Here is a 22,946-nt window from a genome sequence, read left to right on the forward strand (position 1 = left end):
TCTTGGTGAGATAAAACACCATCGGATTACATTTTCCCGACACCTGCTAAGCTTAGGTCATCTTTGGAACAAAAGGACTTGTCCCATGGCCATTGCCTGTGTCGCCACCCGTGCAAGCCGGGGGGTTGAAGCCCCGGCGGTTACTGTTGAAGTACATCTGGCCAATGGCCTGCCCGCCTTTAACCTGGTAGGCCTGCCGGAAGCCTCTGTCAAAGAGGCCAGAGAGCGGGTACGCAGTGCCTTGGTAAACGCCGGGTTCGAGTTCCCCATGCGCCGTATCACGGTTAATCTTGCCCCCGCCGATCTGCCTAAACAGGGTGGTCGTTACGATCTTCCCATCGCCATCGGCATTCTTGCCGCCTCCGGTCAAATCCCCCTCACCAGCCTGAAAGACCGCGAGTTTGTTGGCGAACTGGCTCTGTCCGGGGATATTCGCCATTGCCCGGGCCTGTTGCCCGTTATCGTGGCTGCGCGCCGCAATGGACGCGAACTCATATTGCCACTCGCCAACCGCGCCGACGCCGAACTGGTGGATTATCCCGCCATTCGCCTGTGCAACCAGTTGGTGCATCTGGTGGCGTTTCTCCATGGTCAGCAGCCGCTGCCGGGGTTGGAACAGGGCGCAGAATGGCTCGATGACATACAGACCAGCGCGCTTTGCCTCAGTGACGTCATAGGTCAGTATCAGGCCAAGCAGGCACTGGAAATCGCCGCAGCAGGTTCACACAACTTACTGATGCTCGGCTTGCCTGGCTGCGGCAAAACCATGCTAGCCAGCCGCATCATGGGGCTGCTGCCCCCCTTGGGTTATGATGAAGCCCTCGAAGTGGCGGCCCTGCACTCGGTAGCCGGGCTCAATATCAAACCCAGCGAATTTCACCGACGTCCTTTCAGGTCGCCCCACCACACCTGTTCAGCAATTTCTCTGGTGGGTGGTGGCAGTGTGCCCAAGCCCGGCGAAATCTCCCTCGCCCACCGGGGCGTGCTCTTTCTCGACGAGCTGGCTGAATTCCCCCGCAAGGTACTCGACTGCCTGCGCGAACCCATGGAAACCGGTGAAGTGGTGATTTCACGGGCAGCCGCAAAGCTCACCTTCGCCAGCCGATTTCAATTAATTGCCGCCATGAATCCCAGCCCCTGCGGCAGTATGGGGCCGGGCAACCGCTCAAGCCCTGATCAGATAAACCGCTACCTCGGCAGGCTCTCCGGCCCTTTTCTTGACCGCTTCGATTTGTCTATCGAGGTGCCCCCTTTGCCACCGGGCACCCTGACTCAGGAAGGCAATAACGGCGAAACCAGCCAAAGCGTCGCCCAACGCGTTCACCGCGCCAGGGAACGGCAGCTTGCCCGGGCGGGGGTGCTGAATGCCGAACTCTCAGGCAAGGCACTGAAAAATGCCGGCTTTAACAGTGCTGACCTCAGCTTTCTGGAGCAGAGTGTTAATCGTCTGGGGCTGTCGGTGCGCAGCTTTCATCGCCTGCAGCGGGTCGCCCGCACTATCGCGGATTTGGAAAACAGCCACATGGTAGAGAGGCGCCATATCGCACAGGCGCTGGGTTACAGGGCCATGGACAGGTTGCTCGCCAATCTTGGACAGCAACTTGGGCGCTGACTCTATCACATCACACCAAACAACAAAGGACTGATTTTTAAGGAATCATCCTTTTTGATTTCGCGAAGAAAACCCTGAGATCACGAACGCCTTGGAGCCATTGCTGAGGCAGGTGTTCAGATTGATGGCCGGACGCCACCCTTCGAAGTGGATAAGTAAAGATAAAATTGTACGCCGGGCCCCGCGCTTATCGGGCCGATTCCAAAGGTCATTGAAGCCCGTTAACACCAACGTCAGTGGTCTTTGGCAGGAAGAAGCTTATCAGCGGCAGTGTTCAGGTACCTTTGGTAAAACACATCGAGCGTGCCATCCTGACGCATCTCAGACAGTGCATGAGCCAGGCGTGCCGGTACGCTTCCTGCCTCAAAACGCTGAGGCTGATTGCTCACACTGGTCGGCATTAATGGGTCATAGTCTGGGTTTGGCTCAAACTTCGCCCATCTGGATTTTTTGGAAAATCCCAGGGTTGCCCATTCATCCCCCTGATGCAGCCGCCGGTGCAGACGCACCATGGTACTGCCACTCTGCGCCACGGCATATTCAAGGGGCTCGGCCTCGTACAGATAGGCATCTGCGCGGCCTTTTTCAATCATATGAATGGCTTTTTGCAGGTCCATTTCGGCCACATCGACCCTGGTGACTCTGGCCTCCCCAAAACCAAGCATCCCCAGATAGTCCGGATTACCGAGCACATGAAGCAATAACAAGCCGTTAAAGTCTTCAACCCGCTCAAGCCGCTCCACCTCCGGACGGGAAATGGCGTAGTAATTGACCCTGAGACCATTGACCACAAACTGACAATAGCCCTGTCGAATGTCGCTGAAGGTAAATTGGGGATAAAAGTCGATGCTGCCATCCATCAATCCATTGATAACCCGCACCTTGGGGAGGCGCACTATCTTAAGCGACACTCCAATACGTTTTGCTGCTTCAAGGTACATGTCTTCAAACAGACCACGATTGTCCGGCGCCTCGGCGATAAAGGGCAGCTTTTCGGTGGTACGGTAAGCCATGGTGAGCACGGGCTCAGACGCCATAGCTTCAACCACCAGAAAAAGCATTGAAATCAAGCCTAAAAAACGGTTCAACCAAAACATTGAAAGATTTCCACAGTATCAGTCAGATGCGTCAAATTTAAGTACAGTGCAATTACCACAACTAAGCCAGTTCCACCGATAAAAACCCCGTTACTGGTAATGCCAGCCGCATCGGTACTGCGGTGCGATTGAGCAATGGGTCATTCACGGTTAACATAGGCCTCCACAAATTTCTGGAGGTATGAATGCGCGCGTTGCTGTCGCTTATCCGAGGCTCACTGGCTTTTCTGGGTTACACACTTAACACCCTGTTTTGGTTTGTGCCTATCCTGCTGCTTGGTCTGGTAAAGCTGCTGCCCATTCCTGCCCTGCGCAAGCTGATGTCACATCTGGTGGATGGCTGTGCCTCCAACTGGATTTCGGTTAACACGTTTATCCAAAATTCGCTGCACCCGGTGCGCATCGACGTGCAGGGTAACCCTGAACTGACCCGCGAAGAGTGGTATATGGTGATAGCCAACCACCAGAGCTGGGTCGACATTCTGGTCCTGCAGCGCATCTTCAACCGCAAAATCCCCTTCCTGAAGTTTTTCCTCAAGCAGCAGCTGCTCTATGTGCCTGTGCTTGGTCTCGCATGGTGGGCACTGGATTTCCCCTTTATGCGCCGCTATTCCACCGCCGAGCTGAAAAAGAATCCCAGGCTCAAGGGCAAGGACATTGAAATCACCCGCCGCGCCTGTGCCAAGTTTAAAGACAAGCCGGTGAGCGTGATGAACTTTGTGGAGGGCACCCGCTTTCAGGCTGCCAAACACAAAAAACAGAACTCACCTTTCCAACATCTGCTGCGCCCCAAGGCCGGCGGCATGGCCTTTGCCCTTTCCGCCATGGGCGAGCAAATCCACAAGTTGGTGGACGTGGCCATTTACTACCCCGGCAAGGTGCCCAGCTTCTGGGACTTTATCTCAGGTCAGGTAGATGAAATCCGCGTGCACGTGACTGTGGCGGATATCGCCAACGAGATGCGCGGCGACTACATCAACGATCGCGAGTTTAAGCAGGGCTTCCAGGAACAACTCAACCAGATCTGGGCTCGTAAAGACGGCATTCTGGCACAGCTTGCCGGTGAGAAAGAGATAAAAACTGAGGTTTCTGAACAACATGCTTAACTTTTTGCCGGGGCCGCTGCTGTTTTTGTTAAGCGGAAGCTTGCTCATTATCAACACCGCCATTTGTGGTTCGCTGGTATGCATCGGTGGCCTGTTCAAGCTACTGACGCCCTTCAAAGCTGGCCGTGTCCGGGTCACCATGCTGATGAACCGATTTATGTGGCTGTGGGCTACCCTCAACGGCGCCATCCTGCAGCTGATTGCCAAAATCGAATGGGACGTCAAAGGCCTGGAACAGCTGGACAAAAACGGCTGGTATCTGGTGATAAGTAACCACTTGAGCGGATTCGATATTGCCGCCCAGACGTATATCCTGCGTAACCACATTCCCATGCTCAAGTTCTTCCTCAAAAAAGAACTGATTTATGTACCCATTATGGGCCTGGGCTGCTGGGCGCTGGACATGCCCTTTATGAATCGCACCAGCCCCGAGAAGCTGAAAAAGAATCCCAAGCTCAAGGGCAAGGATCTGGAAACCACCCGCAAGGCGTGTGAGAAATTCCGCGATCTGCCCACCTCCATCATCAACTATGTGGAAGGCAGCCGCTTTACCGAAGCAAAGCGCGACCGGCAGAACTCCCCTTATCGCTATCTGCTGCGCCCCAAGGCCGGCGGTATCGCCTTTGCCCTTTCCGCCATGGGCGAGCAGTTCAGCCACCTGCTGAACGTGACTGTGGTGTATCCCGATGCGCCCAAAGACATTCTTGCCGGGGTGATGCAGGGCAAGGTCAGCAAAATCGTTGTCAGAGTAGAAGCACTGCCGGTACCCGAAGTGGACGACAAACAATACTTCAGCAATGCCGAGTACCGTGCCCAGTTCCAGCGCTGGCTCAATGATGTCTGGCAGAAAAAGGATGAGCAAATCCACGAACTGCTGACCGAGCACAAGGCCAGCACCAGCAGCTACCGTGAACTGGCCGAGCGAGGCCACTGACGGACTGCTCTGTTGCTTTAAAAGCGCAGCCGCTGAGTTACATAAATCGCCCATAAAAAACGCCGACCCGAGTCGGCGTTTTTTATGGATGATGTTTTATTGGGGCTGTGCCTTATCAGTGGTCAGTTCTCAAGCCGCGCCAGCCGCTCAGCCAGTTGTTGCAGCTGATATTCGGTAAACACTTCTATGCCGTGCCGGCTCAGCAGCGCAGCGGTAATGCCATCCCCGTCAGTCAGGGTACGGGAAAAGCTGCCATCGTAAATCTGCCCCTTGCCACAGGACGGGCTGCGGGCCTTTAAAATGGCAAAACGAATATTGGCGTCCCGGGCAAGCCTTAATGCCGCCTCTGCGCCCTTCACAAAGGCGGCTGTCACATCGTCCCCTGTCACTGTGACGACCCGAATGCTCGCTTGTGAGTGTGATGCTTGTATGTCTGCCACAGAGCTGACAATTTCTGCCGGAGGTCTCCTTATTTCTGCCGGAGGCCTTGGCGTTGGCAAACCACCTGCGCACTCGGGGCAGATGCCAACCAAGCGTCCCTCCTGCTGCCAGCCTTGCCACAGGGACGACGCCACTAAATTATCTTTGCCGTCATATCGCACGGCTTCGCCCAGCAGACAGGCGCTCACCAAGACTTTTTCCATTGCTTCTGCACTCTATTCAGGGCAACGGCTTTTTACGCGAAATGCGTCCACAACAGCTACCCTTATTGGCTGATAGCCACATCATCCCATGCCTTGCAGACAAAGTGCAAAACCGCCAGTTGTTGACAATAAATCTTTATCTCGCGTTGTAACGCAAACAACACAGCAAACAGATTAAAAGAATTTTATCGCTATAAATCATAGCATTAGATAATTTTTAAATCAAAATACGCTATTGCTTAGACTTACGTCTACGTCAACAGATTGTTGACAATCCGCCCTAAGAGGTCTAATTTTCAACCATTGTCAGCGACAGGGCCGCCGTCGAAGCGGCAACAAGCACTCAATGAGCCAGAGCAACCTTAAAGATCTCAGCACTGAACGCAGCGCCAGCGAGCGCGGCACGGCCACCCTGGCCGATCAGATCCTGAGTGCCATTCAAACTGCCATCATCAAGGGCGAACTGGCCCCCGGCAGCAAGATCAACGAACAGGCACTGGCCGCCCAATTCGGCATCAGCCGCGGTCCCACCCGTGAAGCCCTGCAAACCCTGGAACGCCAACGTTTGGTGGTGCGCATGCCCCATGTGGGTGCCCGGGTGGCACAGCTGTCGGTGGAAGAACTGAACGATCTGTACGATCTGCGCTCCACGCTGGAAGCCATGGCCTGTCGCCTCGCCGCCGAACGCATCACAGAGGCACAGCTTGCCGAGTTGCAGGCGCTGCTCGAACGCCAGGAAGCCGCACTCAAACAGGGCGACACCTATTTTCAGGAGCAGGGTGATGTGGACTTCCACTATCAAATCATTCGCGCCAGCGGCAACAAACACCTGCAGGAAACCCTGATGGGTGGCCTGTACCACCTGCTGCGCATGTACCGTTATCAGTGCAGCAACCACCAGCGCCCAAGCCGTGCCATCGCCGAACACAGACGTATAGTCGAGGCCATTGCCGAGCGTGACGGAGAGCTGGCGGCGCTCTTGATGCAGCGCCATATCGAACAGGGACGACGCAACACAGAGGCGCGTCTTAAAGAACTCAAGGCCGAGGCAAGCGCCCGTGAGCACAGCTCAGCTACCTTCGCCAACACACAGCAATTAAAGGGAGAGACAGCATGACCCACAGCGCAGGCAAGCGTTTTCGCGACGCACTGGCACGCTCCAAGCCACTGCAAATCGTCGGCACCACCAACGCCTATTTCGCTCTGATGGCCGAAAAAACCGGCTTTCAGGCCCTCTATCTGTCCGGTGCCGGGGTGGCCAACGCCTCCTATGGTCTGCCGGATCTGGGCATGACCTCCATGAACGATGTGCTGATTGATGCCGGTCGCATCACCTCAGCCACCAAGCTGCCACTTTTGGTCGACATCGACACCGGCTGGGGTGGCGCCTTCAACATCGCCCGCACCATCAAGGAATTTGAAAAGGTCGGTGTTGCCGCGGTGCACATGGAAGATCAGGTGTCGCAAAAGCGTTGCGGCCATCGCCCAAACAAGGCCGTGGTCAGCACCGAAGAGATGGTTGACCGCATCAAAGCGGCCGTGGATGCCCGTACCGACGAGAATTTCGTCATCATGGCCCGCACCGACGCAGTAGCCGTGGAAGGCCTCGACGCCGGTATTGAGCGCGCCCAGGCCTACATCGAGGCCGGTGCCGACATGATTTTCGCAGAGGCCCTGACCGAACTGCCCCAGTACCGCAAGTTCAAGGATGCGGTAAAGGCCCCAATCCTCGCCAACATGACCGAATTCGGTCAGACCGAGCTGTTCGACAAGTCCGCCCTGTATGAAGCCGGTGCCGACATGGTGCTGTACCCGCTCGGCACCTTCCGCGCCGCCAACCAGGCAGCCCTTAAGGTGATGCAGGCGCTGATGAACGATGGCCACCAGCGCAATGTGTTGGGCACCATGCAGAGCCGCAAGGAGCTGTACGAGTTTTTGAACTACCACAACTTTGAAGACACGCTGGACCGCCTGTTTGCCGAAGGTAAAAACAAATAAGCCCCGGCAAAACAGCAAAATAGAAAGCAAGGACGAAGACAGCGGGGCATAAAGCCCAGGCAGTAGCTGCTTCCCGCCCCGGTCAAGACCCCGGGGCACCAAAAGTAACCCATAAATAGTGCCGGGACCCCATCGACCCTACCCGATGCCGGCAGCCAAGAACAAACGAGTTAACGAGAGGGAATGCAAAATGGCTGAGACAACCGATAAAAAACTGAGTGGTGCAGGCCTGCGTGGTCAGAGCGCCGGTGAAACCGCCCTGAGCACAGTGGGTAAATCCGGCTCAGGCCTCACCTACCGCGGCTATGACGTAAAAGATCTGGCCGAAAACGCCAGCTTCGAAGAAGTGGCCTTCCTCATTCTCTACGGCGAGCTGCCTACTCAGCTGGAGCTGGACAACTACCGCGCCAAGCTCAAAGGTCTGCGCGGTCTGCCACAGGCACTGAAAGAAGTGCTGGAGCGCATCCCCGCCAATGCTCACCCCATGGACGTGCTGCGTACCGGCTGCTCCATGCTGGGCAACCTGGAAACCGAACACAGCTTTGCCGACCAGTTTGACGTGACCAACCGCATGCTGGCGGCCTTCCCATCCATCATCTGCTACTGGTATCGCTTCAGCCACGATGGCGTGCGCATCGAAACCGAAACCGATGACGAGCAAATCGGTGCCCACTTCCTACACCTGCTGCACGGCAAGGCGCCATCTGCACTGCACGCCCGGGTAATGGATGTGTCCCTCATCCTCTACGCCGAGCACGAGTTCAACGCCTCTACCTTTACCGCCCGCGTCTGTGCTTCGACCCTGTCTGACATGCACTCCTGCGTAACCGGTGCCATCGGCTCACTGCGTGGCCCGCTGCACGGCGGCGCCAACGAGGCGGCCATGGAACTGATTCAGGATATGCGCGACGAGCAGCACGCCCGCGACGTACTGGCCGGTATGCTGGAGCGCAAAGAGAAGATCATGGGCTTTGGTCACGCCATCTACCGCGAGTCCGACCCACGCAACGCCATCATCAAAGAGTGGTCTGAAAAACTCGCCAGGGAATACGGCGATGACCGTCTGTACCGTGTTTCCGTGGCCTGCGAAGCCTTTATGTGGGAACAGAAGAAACTCTTCTGTAACGCCGACTTCTTCCACGCCAGCGCCTATCACTTCATGGGCATTCCAACCAAACTGTTCACCCCCATCTTCGTATGTTCACGGGTCAGCGGCTGGACAGCCCACGTGATGGAGCAGCGCAGCAACAACCGCATCATCCGCCCAAGCGCCGATTATGTGGGTGTGGAACTGCGCAGCGTGACCCCCATCAGCGAGCGCGGCTGATAACAGCGGGGCCGACGAGCAGTCGGCCCCAATAACGCCCGCCGCACCAAAACAACAGCCACTCATTATTCGCGCCCCTTTTGCATGTCTGGAACGCCGTTATGAACACTCAATTCCGTAAGCCTCTGCCCGGCACCAATTTAAGCTTCTTCGATACCCGCGAGGCGGTGGACGCCATCGCCCCCGGCGCCTTCGACAAACTGCCCTACACCTCCAAGGTGCTGGCCGAAAACCTGCTGCGTAAGGCCGAGCCTGCGCGCCTGAACGACTTCTTAAGCCAGCTGATTTTCCGCAAGCAGGACCTCGACTTCCCCTGGTTCCCTGCCCGCGTGGTTTGCCACGACATTCTCGGCCAAACGGCCCTGGTTGACCTTGCCGGCCTGCGTGATGCCATTGCTGCCAAGGGCGGCGACCCGGCCAAGGTGAACCCGGTTGTGCCAACCCAGCTGATTGTGGACCACTCACTGGCGGTGGAGCACGGCGGCTTTGAAAAGGATGCCTTTGAGAAAAACCGCGCCATCGAAGACAGACGCAACGACGATCGCTTCCACTTTATCAACTGGACCAAAAAAGCGTTTCGCAATGTGGATGTGATCCCACCCGGCAACGGCATCATGCACCAGATAAACCTGGAAAAGATGTCACCGGTGATTCAGGTGCGTGATGGCATCGCCTTCCCCGACACCTGCGTCGGCACCGACAGCCACACTCCCCACGTGGATGCCCTCGGCGTTATCGCCATCGGCGTTGGCGGCCTTGAGGCCGAAAACGTGATGCTGGGCCGCGCCTCCTGGATGCGTCTGCCGGATATCGTCGGTGTTGAGCTCACCGGCAAGCCAAACCCTGGCATTACCGCCACCGACGTGGTGCTGGCACTGACCGAATTTTTGCGTAAAGAGCGGGTGGTGGGTGCCTACCTTGAGTTCTTCGGCGAAGGCGCCAAGGCACTGACCCTGGGTGACCGCGCCACCATCTCCAACATGACCCCCGAATATGGCGCCACCGCCGCCATGTTCTATATCGACGAGCAGACCATCGACTATCTGCGCCTCACCGGCCGCGACGAGCAGCAGGTGCAGCTGGTTGAAAACTATGCCAAAACCACAGGCCTGTGGGCGGATACCATGACAGGCGCCGACTATGGCCGGGTGCTGACGTTTAACCTCTCCAGCGTAGTGCGCAACATGGCCGGGCCGTCCAATCCCCATGCCCGTTTGGCCACCAGCGACTTGGCCGCCAAGGGCATTGCCGCCGACTGGCAAGAGGAAGAAGGCAAGATGCCCGATGGCGCTGTGATCATCGCCGCCATCACCAGCTGTACCAACACCAGTAACCCCCGTAACGTCATCGCTGCGGGCCTGATTGCCCGCAACGCGGTGCAAAAAGGTCTGGTGCGCAAGCCCTGGGTGAAAACCTCTCTGGCCCCCGGCTCCAAGGCGGTTGAGCTGTACCTGAAAGAAGCAGGCCTGTTGCCGTATCTTGAACAGCTCGGCTTCGGCATTGTGGCCTTCGCCTGCACCACCTGTAACGGCATGAGCGGCGCGCTGGACCCAGTGATTCAGCAGGAAATTATCGACCGGGATCTGTACGCCACCGCCGTGCTGTCGGGCAACCGTAACTTCGACGGCCGTATCCACCCCTATGCCAAGCAGGCGTTTCTGGCCTCGCCGCCATTGGTGGTGGCCTACGCCATCGCGGGCACTGTGCGCTTCGATATCGAAAAAGATGTGCTCGGCACTGATGCCGATGGCAATGCCGTGACCCTCAAGGACCTGTGGCCAGAGGATGCGGAAATCGATGCCATCATCAAGTCGTCGGTGAAGCCTGAGCAGTTCCGCGCCGTGTACGACCCCATGTTCAATCTGGCCGTGGAATACGGCACTGAGAAGCCGCTGTACGACTGGCGTCCACAGAGCACCTACATTCGCCGTCCCCCCTACTGGGAAGGCGCCCTTGCCGGTGAACGGACCCTAAGCGGCATGCGGCCACTGGCGGTGCTGGGTGACAACATCACCACCGACCACCTGTCGCCCTCCAACGCGATTCTGGCAAGCTCCGCCGCCGGTGAGTATCTCGCCAAGATGGGCCTGCCAGAGGAAGACTTTAACTCCTACGCCACCCACAGGGGCGACCACCTGACCGCCCAGCGCGCCACCTTCGCCAACCCCAAACTCTTCAACGAGATGGTGAAAGACGAAGATGGCAAGGTGAAGCAGGGTTCACTCGCCCGCCTGGAGCCGGAAGGCAAGGTGCTGCGCATGTGGGAAACCATTGAAACCTACATGGAGCGCAAGCAGCCGCTGATCATCGTGGCCGGTAAGGACTATGGTCAGGGCTCCAGCCGTGACTGGGCCGCCAAGGGCGTGCGTCTTGCCGGTGTTGAAGTGATTGTGGCCGAAGGCTTCGAGCGCATTCACCGCACCAATCTGGTGGGCATGGGCGTGTTGCCGCTGGAGTTTATGCCGGGCGAAACCCGCATGACCTACGGCATCGACGGCACCGAGACCTTCGATGTGAAGGGCGAGCGCACCCCGGGTGCAGCCCTGACCCTGTTGGTGCACAAGAAAGATGGCCAAACCCTGGAAGTGCCGGTGAAGTGTCGCCTGGATACCGCGGAAGAAGTGTCCATCTACGAAGCAGGTGGGGTGCTGCAACGCTTCGCCCAGGACTTTTTGGCCAATTCATAACGCGGCCTGTTGCGCCCGGGGCTTTGTTGGCCGTGCTCATGTAGGACCTCCTACACTGCGCGCGGCCGTCTCGCCCCACGCGCAACATACCTGCGTCTGAAATTACCCAAGATTTTAGCTCCATTAAAATTGATTTTATGTCAAAGGATTCAATGCCATGGCATGTAAACCACAGATAAAAATTCCTGCCACCTATATGCGTGGCGGAACCTCTAAAGGGGTGTTTTTCCGCCTCGACGATTTGCCCGAGGCGGCCCGGGTGCCGGGTGCAGCCCGTGATGCACTGCTGCTGCGGGTGATTGGCAGCCCCGACCCCTATGGCAAGCACACCGACGGCATGGGCGGCGCCACTTCCAGCACCAGTAAGTGCGTGATCATGAATAAAAGCAGCGTGCCCGGTCACGATGTGGATTACCTCTATGGGCAGGTATCCATCGACACCGCCTTCGTCGACTGGAGCGGCAACTGCGGCAACCTGTCCACCGCCGCCGGTGCTTTTGCCATTCATGCGGGCTTGGTTGACGCTTCCCGGGTGCCTGAAAATGGTATCTGCGAAGTGCGAATATGGCAGGCCAATATCGGCAAAACCATTATCGCCCATGTGCCTGTTACTAATGGCGAAGTGCAGGAAACCGGCGATTTCGAGCTGGACGGGGTGACCTTTCCGGCGGCCGAAATAGTGCTGGAGTTTGTCGACCCTGCGGATGACAGCGAAGACGGCGGCGCCATGTTCCCCACCGGCAATCTGGTGGACGAGCTGGAAGTGCCCACCGAGGTGCATCCAAGCGGCAAAATCCGCGCGACCCTGATAAATGCCGGTATCCCGACCATTTTTGTCAATGCCGAAGACCTTGGCTATCGCGGCGACGAGCTGCAGGAAGCCATCAATGGCAACCCGGCAGCCCTTGCGATGTTCGAGCAGCTGCGTGCCCACGGCGCCATCCGTATGGGACTTATCAAGACCCTGGATGAAGCCAAAACCCGCCAGCACACCCCCAAGGTGGCTTTTGTGACGAGGCCCATGACCCATGTGGTGTCGAGCGGCAAGACAGTGCAGGCGAATGACATCGACCTCTTGGTACGGGCGCTGTCCATGGGCAAGCTGCACCACGCCATGATGGGCACGGCAGCGGTGGCCATAGGCACGGCGGCCGCGATTCCCGGCACCCTGGTAAATCTCGCCGCCGGTGGCGGTGAGCGGCAGGCGGTACGTTTCGGTCACCCATCCGGTACCCTGCGCGTAGGCGCCGAAGCCAAAGAAGCAGGCGGCCAGTGGACCGTCACCAAGGCCATCATGAGCCGCTCGGCGCGCATCCTGATGGAAGGTACAGTGCGGGTGCCCCAGGACTGATGTCGCAATTTACGCCAGCAGTACTCATCACAGGTTCCGGCAGAGGTATAGGGGCGGCGACCGCAAGGCGTCTGGCCCAAATGGGCTGGCGTATTTGCCTTAACTACCGCAGCAACAAAGCCTCTGCCGAGGCACTGGCCGAAGAGCTTTCAGCCATCACCGAGGTGATCTGTGTGCAGGCCGATGTGGCCGATGAGACGCAGGTGCTGGCGCTCTTTGCCCGTATCGATGAGGCCTTTGGTGGCCTCACCCATCTGGTGAATAACGCCGGCATCTTGCTTGGGCAGATGCCCCTGCTGCAGATGAATGCCGAACGTATCAATCGGGTGCTCAGCGCCAATGTCACCTCGCAGTTTCTCTGTGCCCGTGAGGCGGCAAAGCGGATGTTAACGCTGGATAAAGACGTCAATCGCGCCATCGTCAATGTGTCGTCCGGCGCGGCGCGCACCGGCAGCCCGAACGAGTATGTGGACTATGCCGCCAGCAAGGGCGCCATCGACACCTTTACCAAGGGGCTTTCCATTGAGCTTGCCCCCGCCGGTATTCGGGTTAATGGCGTGCGCCCCGGGCTTATCCATACCGACATACATGCCGACGGCGGTGAGCCCGGCAGAGTGACCCGCTTGCAAACCCGCATTCCCCTTGGGCGGGGCGGTGAAGCCGACGAAGTGGCCAATGCCATCGTCTGGCTGCTCAGCAATGACGCCAGCTTTGTCAGCGGCAGCATTATTGATGTAACCGGAGGACTGTAGCTTGTTTGAAGCCTTATCCTTGCTGGCAGTCGCCACTGTGCTGTTGCTCGGCTCGCCGGGGCCGGCGCCGCTGACCCTGGCAGCCCTTGGCGCCGCACAGGGATTCAGACGCAGCCTGCCCTTTCTGGCCGGATTGATAGCGGGTTTACTGCTTATCATGTTGGCCGCTGCCAGTGGCCTTGCCAGCCTGCTGCAAAGCTTTCCGGTGCTGGCAAGCACCCTCAAGTGGTTGGGAGCCGCCTATATTCTGTATCTTGCGTTTCGCATTGCCACTTCCCCGATGGTGACGGCAAACAGCGACAACGCCGTGGGCTTCAAAAATGGGCTGCTGTTTAACCTGATGAATCCCAAGGCCTATATGGCACTGCTGTCGCTGCTGAGCCAGTTTGCCCTGCCCTTTGGCAGCCCACTGGCAAGCTACGCACTGACCATCGCCGTGTGCCTGCTGCTGGCAACCCTGGTAGATGGGCTGTGGCTGGCGCTTGGCAAGCTTGCGGGCAGCAAGCTGCAATCACCCAGGCAGATAATCTGGCTTAAGCGTTTGATGGCAATGGGGATATTGGTAGCCCTTGTGCTATCTCTTTCACAGGGCATAGCTGCTACAACGGCTTGATTCACCACAATTTGACTTAGCAGCACCATGACGCTTTTTCTGTGCGGGCAAGGCTGACTGCGACCGGTTTTTAAGGCTCCGCTTATTCCCTTCCGGCGGGGCCTTTTTTCTTTTTATCGTTTTGTGTTACATGCAAATTGACACACCTTTCCCCGACGCTAAAATCTAACACTGACAACAAATATGAAACACCAGGTTCCATCCTCTGCAAGGATCGCAGTGCATCCATGCCGCCCGGCACAATAAATCCGGGTCGTAAACAGACGCAGCCCACTGCGCACAGGCCAATACCTTGAAGATTGGAGAAGCATGTTTCGAGCACTCATTTGCGCTCTGTTGAGTTTGATTCTGCTGCTCGGTGCCTTACCGGCCAGTGCAGATCACGGCAGCTATCACTATCACAACACCCTGGAATTTCAGCATTTCAGCAGCAGTGACGGCCTGAATCAAAACACAATCACCCGCCTCTATACCGATAAGGCCGGCATGCTCTGGGCTGGCAGTCAGGATGGGTTGCACTATTTCAATGGCCAGGAATTTGGCGTCTTCTTACCCGATCCCACCAATACCAACAGCCTGTCGGAAGGCTACATCACTGACATAGTCCAGGATCCGGAAGGCTTCCTGTGGATCAGCACCTACACCCAGGGCCTGAACCGTCTGGATTTGCAAACGGGCCAGTTCACCCGCTACGGTGAAGTCGATGGTTTGAGTGAGCTCAGGGTCAGCCGCCTGGCCGTCATTGGCGACAGTCTTTGGATAGGCACAGAAAAGGGCCTGTTTGCCATGCAGCGCAAAAGCGGCCAGATTCGCCCCATTCCCCTTGGCAATGCCCTGACACCCCAAATAACCAGCCTGGGCAGTATAGAAGATGAGTATCTGTTGGTGGGCACCCAGGCTCACGGCACCTATGCCATCAGCAGCAACAATATAGTGAAGCTCAAGCTGCCCTCCACCAGTCCGGTCAATCAAATCCACAGCATAGGCAATATCGCTTACCTCGCCATTGGCAAAGAGCTTTGGCAGTATGAGATGGATACCCATGGGGCAAAATCACTCTGGCAGAGTGAACCCCAGGGATTCTTCCATGGCGACATCCGGGACTTTACCCTGGCCTCGGCCGAAGAAATCTGGGCGATAGCCCCGGGTGCCGGGTTGATTGAGCTGGAAAAAACCGACCGCTGGCGCGCCCGCTATCACAGAAACAACTCCCGCAGTTTTCGCGACATCAGCGATAACAACCTGATGAGTGTCCTGCTCGACCCCAACGGAGTGCTCTGGCTCGGCGGCAGCTATTCTGGGCTGGATAAAATCAATATCCGCCGCCAGTACTTCGAGCACCTGTTCGACAACAGCGTGGCATTACCCAAACAAATCAATATGGTGCGGGCTATTCATCAAACCCGCGAAGGAGTCATCTGGGTTGGCACCGAAGGCGCTGGCTTAAAAACCCTCAAACCCAACGAAGACAACTACCAATACCATACCCATCTCTTTGCCAATGCCCTTAACCTTGCCCCCGAAGCCATTTCGCTGGTGGTGCGTGACATTTTCGAAGACAAAGACGGCTCGCTCTGGTTTGCCAGTAATTATGGTCTGGGGAATCTGCAGCCTTCCGGCGCCTTCAGGCTGCTCCACCCGCCCGAGCACAAGGGTCAGGGACGCACCCTGGCCATAGACAAACACGACACCCTCTGGTTGGGGTCTGACGAGGGATTGTTTTACATGCCCATTTCGGGCACTGAGCTCAAGCGTTTCCCCCTGGATGAAACGCTGGCCGACAAGTTGGTGGTGCGCCAGATTCTGGTGCTGGAGTTTATCGACGATTGGCTCTGGATTGGCACCCTGGATGGCCTGATTCGCCTCAACCCCAACACCAATGAAACTCAGGTATTTACCCACGACCCAGCCAACAGCAACAGCCTGGGCAACAACCGTGTCCGCGATATCTACGGTGCAGCCAATGGCGATGTCTGGGTGGGCACACACGGTGGTATCAGCATATTGCGTCACGAGGAAAATGGCTGGCACATTCGCCATTTAACCAGCAATGAAGGGGTTCCAAGCGATACCATTTATGCCATTTTGGAAGACAAACTGGGGCAGTTCTGGTTTTCCAGCAACGCCGGTATCAGCCGTTTTACCCCAGGTGAAGACAGCATCATTACCTTCAATAAATTTGAGGGCCTGCAGGAGCAGGAGTACAACGGCGGAGTGAAATTTGCCGGACAGGATGGCTATTTCTGGTTTGGCGGCATCAATGGCATCACCCGCTTTGAACCAGAGCGCATCCCCAAGAGTCGTCAGGAACCCCCTCTGGCGCTCACCAGCTATAGTCTGGGCGACAAACGCACCCGGATTCTCGACCTGAGCGCACCGCCCAACGTTGAGATGAATTTTGAAGACAAGGTCGTCAGCTTTGAAGTCACCTCGCTGGACTTTTCCTATCCGGGCATTGATCAATTTGCCTATTATTTACAGGGGTTTGACAGCCAATGGCGCAGCGCTCAGGCCCAGGCCCGCATCACCTATACCAACCTGAGTCCGGGGAACTACCTGCTCAGGGTTCGCCATGGACTGGTCGCCAACCCCCTGGGTTACCAAATTCTTACCGTGCCCCTGACCGTGGTCGCCCCCTGGTATCGCACCCCTCCGGCCTATGTGCTGTACGCCCTCACACTGGCCGCCATCCTTGGCTGGTTCTGGCGCGAAAGGCGCTTCAAGCGGCGCCAAAGACGCGAGTTTGAAACCAGCATCCGCACCTCGGAAGAGCGACTCAAACTGGCGCTGTGGGCCTCGGGTGATGGTATGTGGGACTGGGATATTCCCAGCGGTCAGGTATTCCGTACCCGTATGCATCCCCATACCCAGCAACAGCTCAATGGTCCCGTGCTGATAGAACGCATCCATCCGGAGGATAAACCCAGGGTACTCCATGCCATCGACCAGCATATGGACGGCAGCCGCGCCTTTTACGAGGCCGAATACCGCATCGAAGATAAACCTGGCCACTGGATATGGATCATGGACAGGGGCAAGGTGGTAGAGCGGGATAAACATGGCAAGCCGGTGCGTATGGTGGGCACCCACAAGGACATCACCAGCCGCAAAAACAGCGAAAACGAACTCAGGCTGTCGGCTCAGGTGCTGGCCAGCATGAACGAAGCCGTGGTCGTGGGCGGCCTGGATTATCGTATCGCCTCGGTCAACCCGGCCTTTAGCCTGATCACCGGCTTCAACCCCGAACAGGTGCAGGGTAAGCATTTCCTGTTTTTAACCCACGACCGCAAACAGCATCAAATTTACGAAACCATAGAACAGCAACTGCTGCGCAACAAACACTGGGCGGGTGAGCTGAAAATCCGCACCCGGGATCAACGCTCCATTTTGATTTGGCTCGAAATCAACCAGGTACTCGACAGTAAATCCGAAGCCAGCCACTTTGTGGCGGTGTTTACCGACATCACCGACCGCAAGAAGGCCGAAGAAGATCTGCGTCTCCTGGCCTCCTACGACCCGCTCACCAACCTGCCCAACCGCACCCTGTTCCAGGACCGGCTCGATCATGCGCTGGCCCAGGCCCACAGAACCGGCAACATGGTGGCCTTGCTGTTTTTGGATCTCGACCGCTTCAAACACATCAACGACTCCATGGGCCATCACATAGGGGATCTGCTGCTCAAGGCCGTTGCCCACCGATTGCAAAACTGTGTGCGTGAAGGCGATACCGTTGCCCGCCTGGGTGGTGATGAGTTCACCATCATTCTGGAAGGCGTCGCCAAGACCAAGGCCGCCACCGTGATTGCCGAAAAGCTTATTCGCGCCTTCCAAACGCCCTTCGTACTTGAAGATCAGGCTCTGAACATTTCACCCTCCATAGGTATCAGCCTTTACCCCATGGATGCCAGCGACAGCACCTCGCTGGTGAAATACGCCGATACCGCCATGTATCACGCCAAGTCGCTGGGACGGAACAACTTCCAGTTTTACACCCTGAGGCTGAACGAATACGCCATGCGCCATGTGCAGCTGGAGGCCGGTATCAAACAGGCCATCGTCCGTCAGGAACTCAGCCTGGTGTTCCAGCCCAAGTTCAGGGTCAGCGATGGCGGCATCACAGGCTTTGAGGCGCTGCTGCGCTGGAACAGCAAGGAGCTGGGGCCCATTTCCCCTGCGGAGTTTATTCCGCTGGCGGAAGAAATCGGCATTATTAATCAGCTGGGGCACTGGGTAGTCAACGAGGCCTGTCGCCATATGGCACATTTTGCTGCCGCAGGGTTTGATGACCTGCATGTAGCGGTCAACCTATCGGCGCGCCAGCTCAAGGCTGATATTCTGTCCACCATCGAAGTGGCATTGGCGGTGGCAGGCCTGCCGGCAAAATGCCTCGAACTGGAACTGACCGAGTCGATGATCATGAAGAGCCCACAGGAATCTGTGGCCGTATTGCAGCGGCTCAAGGCCCTTGGGGTGTCGCTGGCGGTGGATGACTTTGGCACCGGCTACTCGAGCCTCGCGTATCTCAAGCGCTTCCCGCTGGATACCCTGAAAATTGACCGGGAGTTTGTGCGCGACATCAGCACTGACCCGGACGACGCCGCCATCACTGGCGCCATTATCGCCCTGGCCCACAGTCTGGAATTGAATGTGGTGGCCGAAGGGGTTGAGAACGAAGCCCAACTCGAACACCTGCGCAAACACGGCTGCGATCAGGTGCAGGGCTTCCTGCTTGGCAAACCCATGTCGGCACGGGATGCCATGGCACTGCTGAAAAGCCGCAGCTTCGAGACCTGACAGGCGCCTGACTGTTAACAGTTAATAAACCGGGTTATCAAAAAGCTCTGCATGCCAAAAACGGTTAAAAAGCAGAAGTCGCGGGTGTACGTTGAAGCAAAGCATGGACATCACACCGTGCTTTGTTCAGCTTGGCGAGCAACCTCTAACGCCTTTTTAGTAAGCCTGAGTAACAAATTCAAGTAAGGTGTCTAAGTCGATACTCATTCAGCGCCCTAGCCGACACCAGATTCGAAATCTAGATATGCAGTAACCACCATAATCGACTTTACCTACACAGTTCACAGATTTTCATGTCGCTAATTGAGTATATCGAGTCCGTGGGCACATCAAAGTATTCACTGATTATCCATTCGCTCTCAACGACTATCTGTACCGACCCCGCATCCGTTGGTTTTCTCCGGCATATGGTCAATCATCAGGCTATCGAGACTAAACTAATCATCAACAGGGGTCTTGAAGCCATTGGTAGAGAAGTCTTTCAGTATTCATATAGCACTAGTCGATATCCCAAAAGCTCTTGTCTGTAATGTTATCCATTCCAACTACAGCCTCTCTTAATTCCATACAACGTCAAAATTTATTTATGCACTGCTCGAAGATGGTAACGTCAGTTTACGTTTTTACTCGAATTATAGAAGTCGTAAGCCATACCAAAGAGTACAAAATGCTACATTCAAACACTTCAAATGTTTCTCATTTTTTAAGAACTTGTTAAGTATCGTGGTGGAGGGGGGAGAGGCCGCCACGCTATCAGACATCCAAGGAGAACAAACTTAATGAGAGCGAAATTATTACTCAAAAGGGCGTCCGTAGCCCTCACTGTTGCTGTTGGTTTATCGACGACATTACCAGCCAGTGCGATGAAGTTGAAAACACTCAACCTACAAGAACTTACATCTGCATCACAAAATATCATTGCCGGTGAGGTTGTGAAAGTCACCGATGGATTTGACAATATGCGCCCCTATACCGAGATCACCATAGCAGTAGGTAGTGATGCAAAAGGGAAATTAAAAGATTCATCAAACTATACTTTCCGACAATTTGGCTTACTAAAACCTCGTTCCATGGGCAACGGCAAAGTCTACTTAGGTGTTACACCAGAAGGCTTTGCAAAATGGAACGTAGGTGAAAACGTTATTGCTTTTATGTATAAGCCCGCTTCAATTACAGGTTTTCAAACAACCACTGGTATGGCTCAAGGCAAATTTATAATCAGTGACGGAAAAGTTATAAATGAATTTTCCAATAGTGGTTTATTTGAAAATATGGATACCTCCAATCTCTCTGATGAAGAGAGAAATATGCTAACTCATTCAGGACCTGTAGATGCAAGCTTATTTATGGGATTAGTCGGTAAAATGGTTGGAGCTAAATAACAATGAAAATTTCTAAGCTGACTGCCGCCATTGCTATGGTCACCGTTTCATCTGCCGCATTTGCAGGTGGTCCTTTGTATATTCATGATAAAACTATGCAGCCCTATAAGTGGGATACTTCTAAAGGAGAAATCCCTGTATGGACTGATGGCGGAAAGATTATTAAAAATAAAGATGGTATTGATATTCCTTCTTTTACTGTGCTTGAAAAAGGAACGACGTTCAATCAGGACATAACCCTACCGGATGGTACCATACTACAAAAATACACACCGCTCGACCGAGACTATACTTTTCTGACAATTGCACAGGCAAATAATATTACGGCAGCAGCTATAGCCGAGTGGTCTAATGTCGAAACTTCTACGCTTGATATGAAAATTGCAGGCAGCATAGAAAGTCAAACTGGAATTGCCGATGTAAATGCTTCAAATGTAGATCAGATTTATGGTGCACAGAATGGCTACGGATTCTGGGTCAATTATGATACTGATGGTGCAATTTTAGAAAATTACTTTGGTATTTCCCGCGAGCAAGTGCTTGGGATCGCCTTTCCTGAATGGGCTGACGAAGAAACTGGCGAAATTTTGGAAGCGACAGCGTTAATGAACGGCTGGTATGTCGATATTAAAGACACTCAAGGTAAGATGGTACAAGGTGTATTTACCCACGAATTTGGCCATGCTCTGAACATGTCTCATTCGCAAGCTAATGGCCATTTCACATATATAGCAAACAACACATATACGATGCATGACGGTGTTGCAGGTTGTCCCGGCACGAATACATACACTGGCCGCAATAGTGCTCCCAGCGATAGTATTGAAACAATGTTTCCGTTTATTAACGTACGTGGTATCGAGGGCCAAGAACAGGGAACTGTTAATGTTCGTGATGATATAGTCAACATTTCCGATCTGTATCCCACAACTAACTACAAAACCCAATACGGAACTATTAAAGGCAAACTTTATACCAAGGACGGCGTAGAGTACTCCGGTATGAATATGGTCGCCCGCAATCTTGACAACCCTCTGCATGATGTTGTGACTCAGCAAAGCGGTAATATGACTCAGGGTCGTATAGGTCCGGATGGTTCATTTACCATCAATGGTCTGACGCCTGGTGGTCGTTATGCCTTGTATATGGACCCCATCAGGGCAGGTGGCTACCCAACAGTTCCCACAGACATCCTTTCCGAAAATGAGTATTGGAATGACGGGGAAGGCACTTCTCCTTCATTGGATAATGCCTGTGATATGACCCCCATTATTGTATCAGCCGGTGAGACAAAAGAAATATCTATGTATTTCAATGGATATACCGATGGTATTCAGTACACCCCTCTCGTTGCTGCCTGGGTGAGTGATCACGCCAAAAATGGCAAAAAAGCACTTGGTACTACAGGAGTTGGAACACCGTTCGTATATGACAGCACACATAAGACATTTGAAACACTCATTACCCCTGAGGGTTTTGCTGCTCTGTCTGCTACCAATGCCGCAATGAACAAAAATGCCACTAAGGCCGCAGTGATTGCTGACCTAGACGGCAATGGTATTGGGCAAGGGGCTGTATGGGATATACGCTCCAACAAGCTCACAGAATTGGAGGACCCAAGCAACAATACGTGTGCTATCGCAGGCCAGGCGGGCGTCAGTTCTCACTCCGTGTGGGACATTGATGACCTCGGGCACTACGTAGCAGGCAACTCGCGTCGACCTAATACAGGTGGAAATGAGTGTGCCCCCGGAGAGGCCAGTAGTTCATATGGTGTTCCTACTGTATGGGACGCCAGGACAGGAAAAGCCAAACTGTTAACCGATGGTTTGGAATTTGTCCCCCGCAGTTACGGGCAAGGCTTTGAAGTGCTCATCAAAGGTACAAGAAAAGAGGCTTGGGTTCGTGCAGACCGTATTTCAGGAAACGGTATGACAGTTACAGGCTCAGGCAATAACAACAATACCCAGCTAGCTTGGGTAAATGGTAAGTTGCATGATTTATACACCGACTTTGGAGCACTGAATTCATCTGTGATTTCAAACGATGGGGAGCTGGTTGCCTTTGGTGCTCAACGTGGTTTTGGCCGCAGGGCATTTGGTGAGGGTGTCAAAGTTTGGAATGCCAAAACCAATCAGATCAAAGAGCTCGGTGGTCTGCGTTGGTGCGAGGATGTGCCCTATTATGTGTTCAACAATAACTTCTGTGCAGAACCATTTAATATGACTCACGATGAGATTGCTACAACGGCGGGTCTGCCATTAAATATGGTACTGGATGCAAACGATGATCTATCCGTCATCACTGGACGTTTGCTAATTAACGGCATGCCCGCAGGCTCAACAATTTATATGGAAGGAATTGGCTGGATGACAGGGCAGGAGTTTTTCGCCAAGCAAGGTGTCGTAGAAGCCAAAAATCTAATGACCAACGGAATCTTTGGCGTCAGCGCGAATGGCTCGGAAATGATGGCGGGAATAGTTGGCTTACCAACACCGCTCACTATCGAGATAGATGCAAACAAAGCTTTTGTTTGTAAAGATGGCGTTGACCAAGAGCTCGCTTTTCCGAAGCAGATTATTGCGGCGGTCAAGGCCGGTGCCGAATTTGGCCGTTGCGCTCATGTAAATGAACGTTACTGATAATTTG

At 54.9% G+C, this 22,946-nt stretch carries 15 protein-coding genes; 13 read left to right on the top strand and 2 right to left on the bottom strand.

Features of this window, described 5'->3' with window-relative positions:
* The first annotated feature begins 85 nt into the window (after window positions 1–85).
* Window positions 86–1,612, top strand: coding sequence for a YifB family Mg chelatase-like AAA ATPase (locus K0H79_RS17125; RefSeq protein WP_220076615.1), 1,527 nt, complete (start codon window positions 86–88; stop codon window positions 1,610–1,612).
* 233 nt (window positions 1,613–1,845) lie between these two features.
* Here the strand turns inward: K0H79_RS17125 and K0H79_RS17130 are convergent, their stop codons facing one another.
* Window positions 1,846–2,709, bottom strand: coding sequence for an ABC transporter substrate-binding protein (locus K0H79_RS17130; protein ID WP_220076616.1), 864 nt, complete (start codon window positions 2,707–2,709; stop codon window positions 1,846–1,848).
* A 185-nt stretch (window positions 2,710–2,894) separates the two neighbouring features.
* Between K0H79_RS17130 and K0H79_RS17135 the strand changes: the two genes are divergently transcribed.
* Window positions 2,895–3,815: an acyltransferase gene (locus tag K0H79_RS17135; protein WP_220076617.1), complete on the top strand. Its 921-nt coding sequence runs from the start codon at window positions 2,895–2,897 to the stop codon at window positions 3,813–3,815.
* Complete coding sequence (locus K0H79_RS17140) at window positions 3,808–4,749, top strand: acyltransferase (protein WP_220076618.1); 942 nt, start codon at window positions 3,808–3,810, stop codon at window positions 4,747–4,749. The genes K0H79_RS17135 and K0H79_RS17140 overlap by 8 nt, the downstream gene beginning before the upstream one ends.
* A 122-nt stretch (window positions 4,750–4,871) precedes the next feature.
* On the opposite strand, the gene K0H79_RS17145 is transcribed toward K0H79_RS17140, so the two are convergent.
* Window positions 4,872–5,393, bottom strand: coding sequence for a DUF523 domain-containing protein (locus K0H79_RS17145; protein ID WP_220076619.1), 522 nt, complete (start codon window positions 5,391–5,393; stop codon window positions 4,872–4,874).
* Window positions 5,394–5,739: 346 nt separating this feature from the next.
* Here K0H79_RS17145 and K0H79_RS17150 point away from each other — a divergent pair, with 346 nt between their 5' ends.
* From K0H79_RS17150 to K0H79_RS17195, 10 genes are all read left to right on the top strand, one after another.
* Window positions 5,740–6,510, top strand: coding sequence for a GntR family transcriptional regulator (locus K0H79_RS17150; protein WP_220076620.1), 771 nt, complete (start codon window positions 5,740–5,742; stop codon window positions 6,508–6,510).
* A complete protein-coding gene (prpB, locus tag K0H79_RS17155) occupies window positions 6,507–7,391 on the top strand; it encodes a methylisocitrate lyase (protein ID WP_220065873.1) in 885 nt (294 codons plus the stop codon). Before K0H79_RS17150 ends, prpB begins: the two co-directional genes overlap by 4 nt.
* A 190-nt stretch (window positions 7,392–7,581) precedes the next feature.
* Window positions 7,582–8,718 carry a 2-methylcitrate synthase gene (gene prpC, locus K0H79_RS17160; protein ID WP_126168474.1) on the top strand — a complete coding sequence of 379 codons (1,137 nt, stop codon included), beginning with the start codon at window positions 7,582–7,584 and terminating at the stop codon, window positions 8,716–8,718.
* A 101-nt stretch (window positions 8,719–8,819) separates the two neighbouring features.
* Window positions 8,820–11,405 (top strand): Fe/S-dependent 2-methylisocitrate dehydratase AcnD, encoded by a 2,586-nt coding sequence (acnD, locus tag K0H79_RS17165; protein ID WP_220076621.1) that lies wholly within the window; start codon window positions 8,820–8,822, stop codon window positions 11,403–11,405.
* 157 nt (window positions 11,406–11,562) lie between these two features.
* On the top strand, window positions 11,563–12,756 hold the full coding sequence (gene prpF, locus K0H79_RS17170; protein WP_220076622.1) for a 2-methylaconitate cis-trans isomerase PrpF: 1,194 nt from the start codon (window positions 11,563–11,565) through the stop codon (window positions 12,754–12,756).
* Window positions 12,756–13,508 carry an SDR family oxidoreductase gene (locus tag K0H79_RS17175; RefSeq protein WP_220076623.1) on the top strand — a complete coding sequence of 251 codons (753 nt, stop codon included), beginning with the start codon at window positions 12,756–12,758 and terminating at the stop codon, window positions 13,506–13,508. Before prpF ends, K0H79_RS17175 begins: the two co-directional genes overlap by 1 nt.
* Before the next feature lies 1 nt (window position 13,509).
* Window positions 13,510–14,121 (top strand): LysE family translocator, encoded by a 612-nt coding sequence (locus K0H79_RS17180; RefSeq protein ID WP_220076624.1) that lies wholly within the window; start codon window positions 13,510–13,512, stop codon window positions 14,119–14,121.
* A 309-nt stretch (window positions 14,122–14,430) separates the two neighbouring features.
* Window positions 14,431–18,915 carry an EAL domain-containing protein gene (locus K0H79_RS17185; protein WP_220076625.1) on the top strand — a complete coding sequence of 1,495 codons (4,485 nt, stop codon included), beginning with the start codon at window positions 14,431–14,433 and terminating at the stop codon, window positions 18,913–18,915.
* A 779-nt stretch (window positions 18,916–19,694) separates the two neighbouring features.
* Window positions 19,695–20,297: a hypothetical protein gene (locus K0H79_RS17190; protein WP_220076626.1), complete on the top strand. Its 603-nt coding sequence runs from the start codon at window positions 19,695–19,697 to the stop codon at window positions 20,295–20,297.
* 2 nt (window positions 20,298–20,299) lie between these two features.
* A complete protein-coding gene (locus K0H79_RS17195; RefSeq protein ID WP_220076627.1) occupies window positions 20,300–22,939 on the top strand; it encodes a hypothetical protein in 2,640 nt (879 codons plus the stop codon).
* Window positions 22,940–22,946 lie beyond the last annotated feature (7 nt).

The organism is Shewanella sp. FJAT-52076, from assembly GCF_019457455.1.
Lineage (GTDB): Bacteria > Pseudomonadota > Gammaproteobacteria > Enterobacterales > Shewanellaceae > Shewanella > Shewanella zhangzhouensis.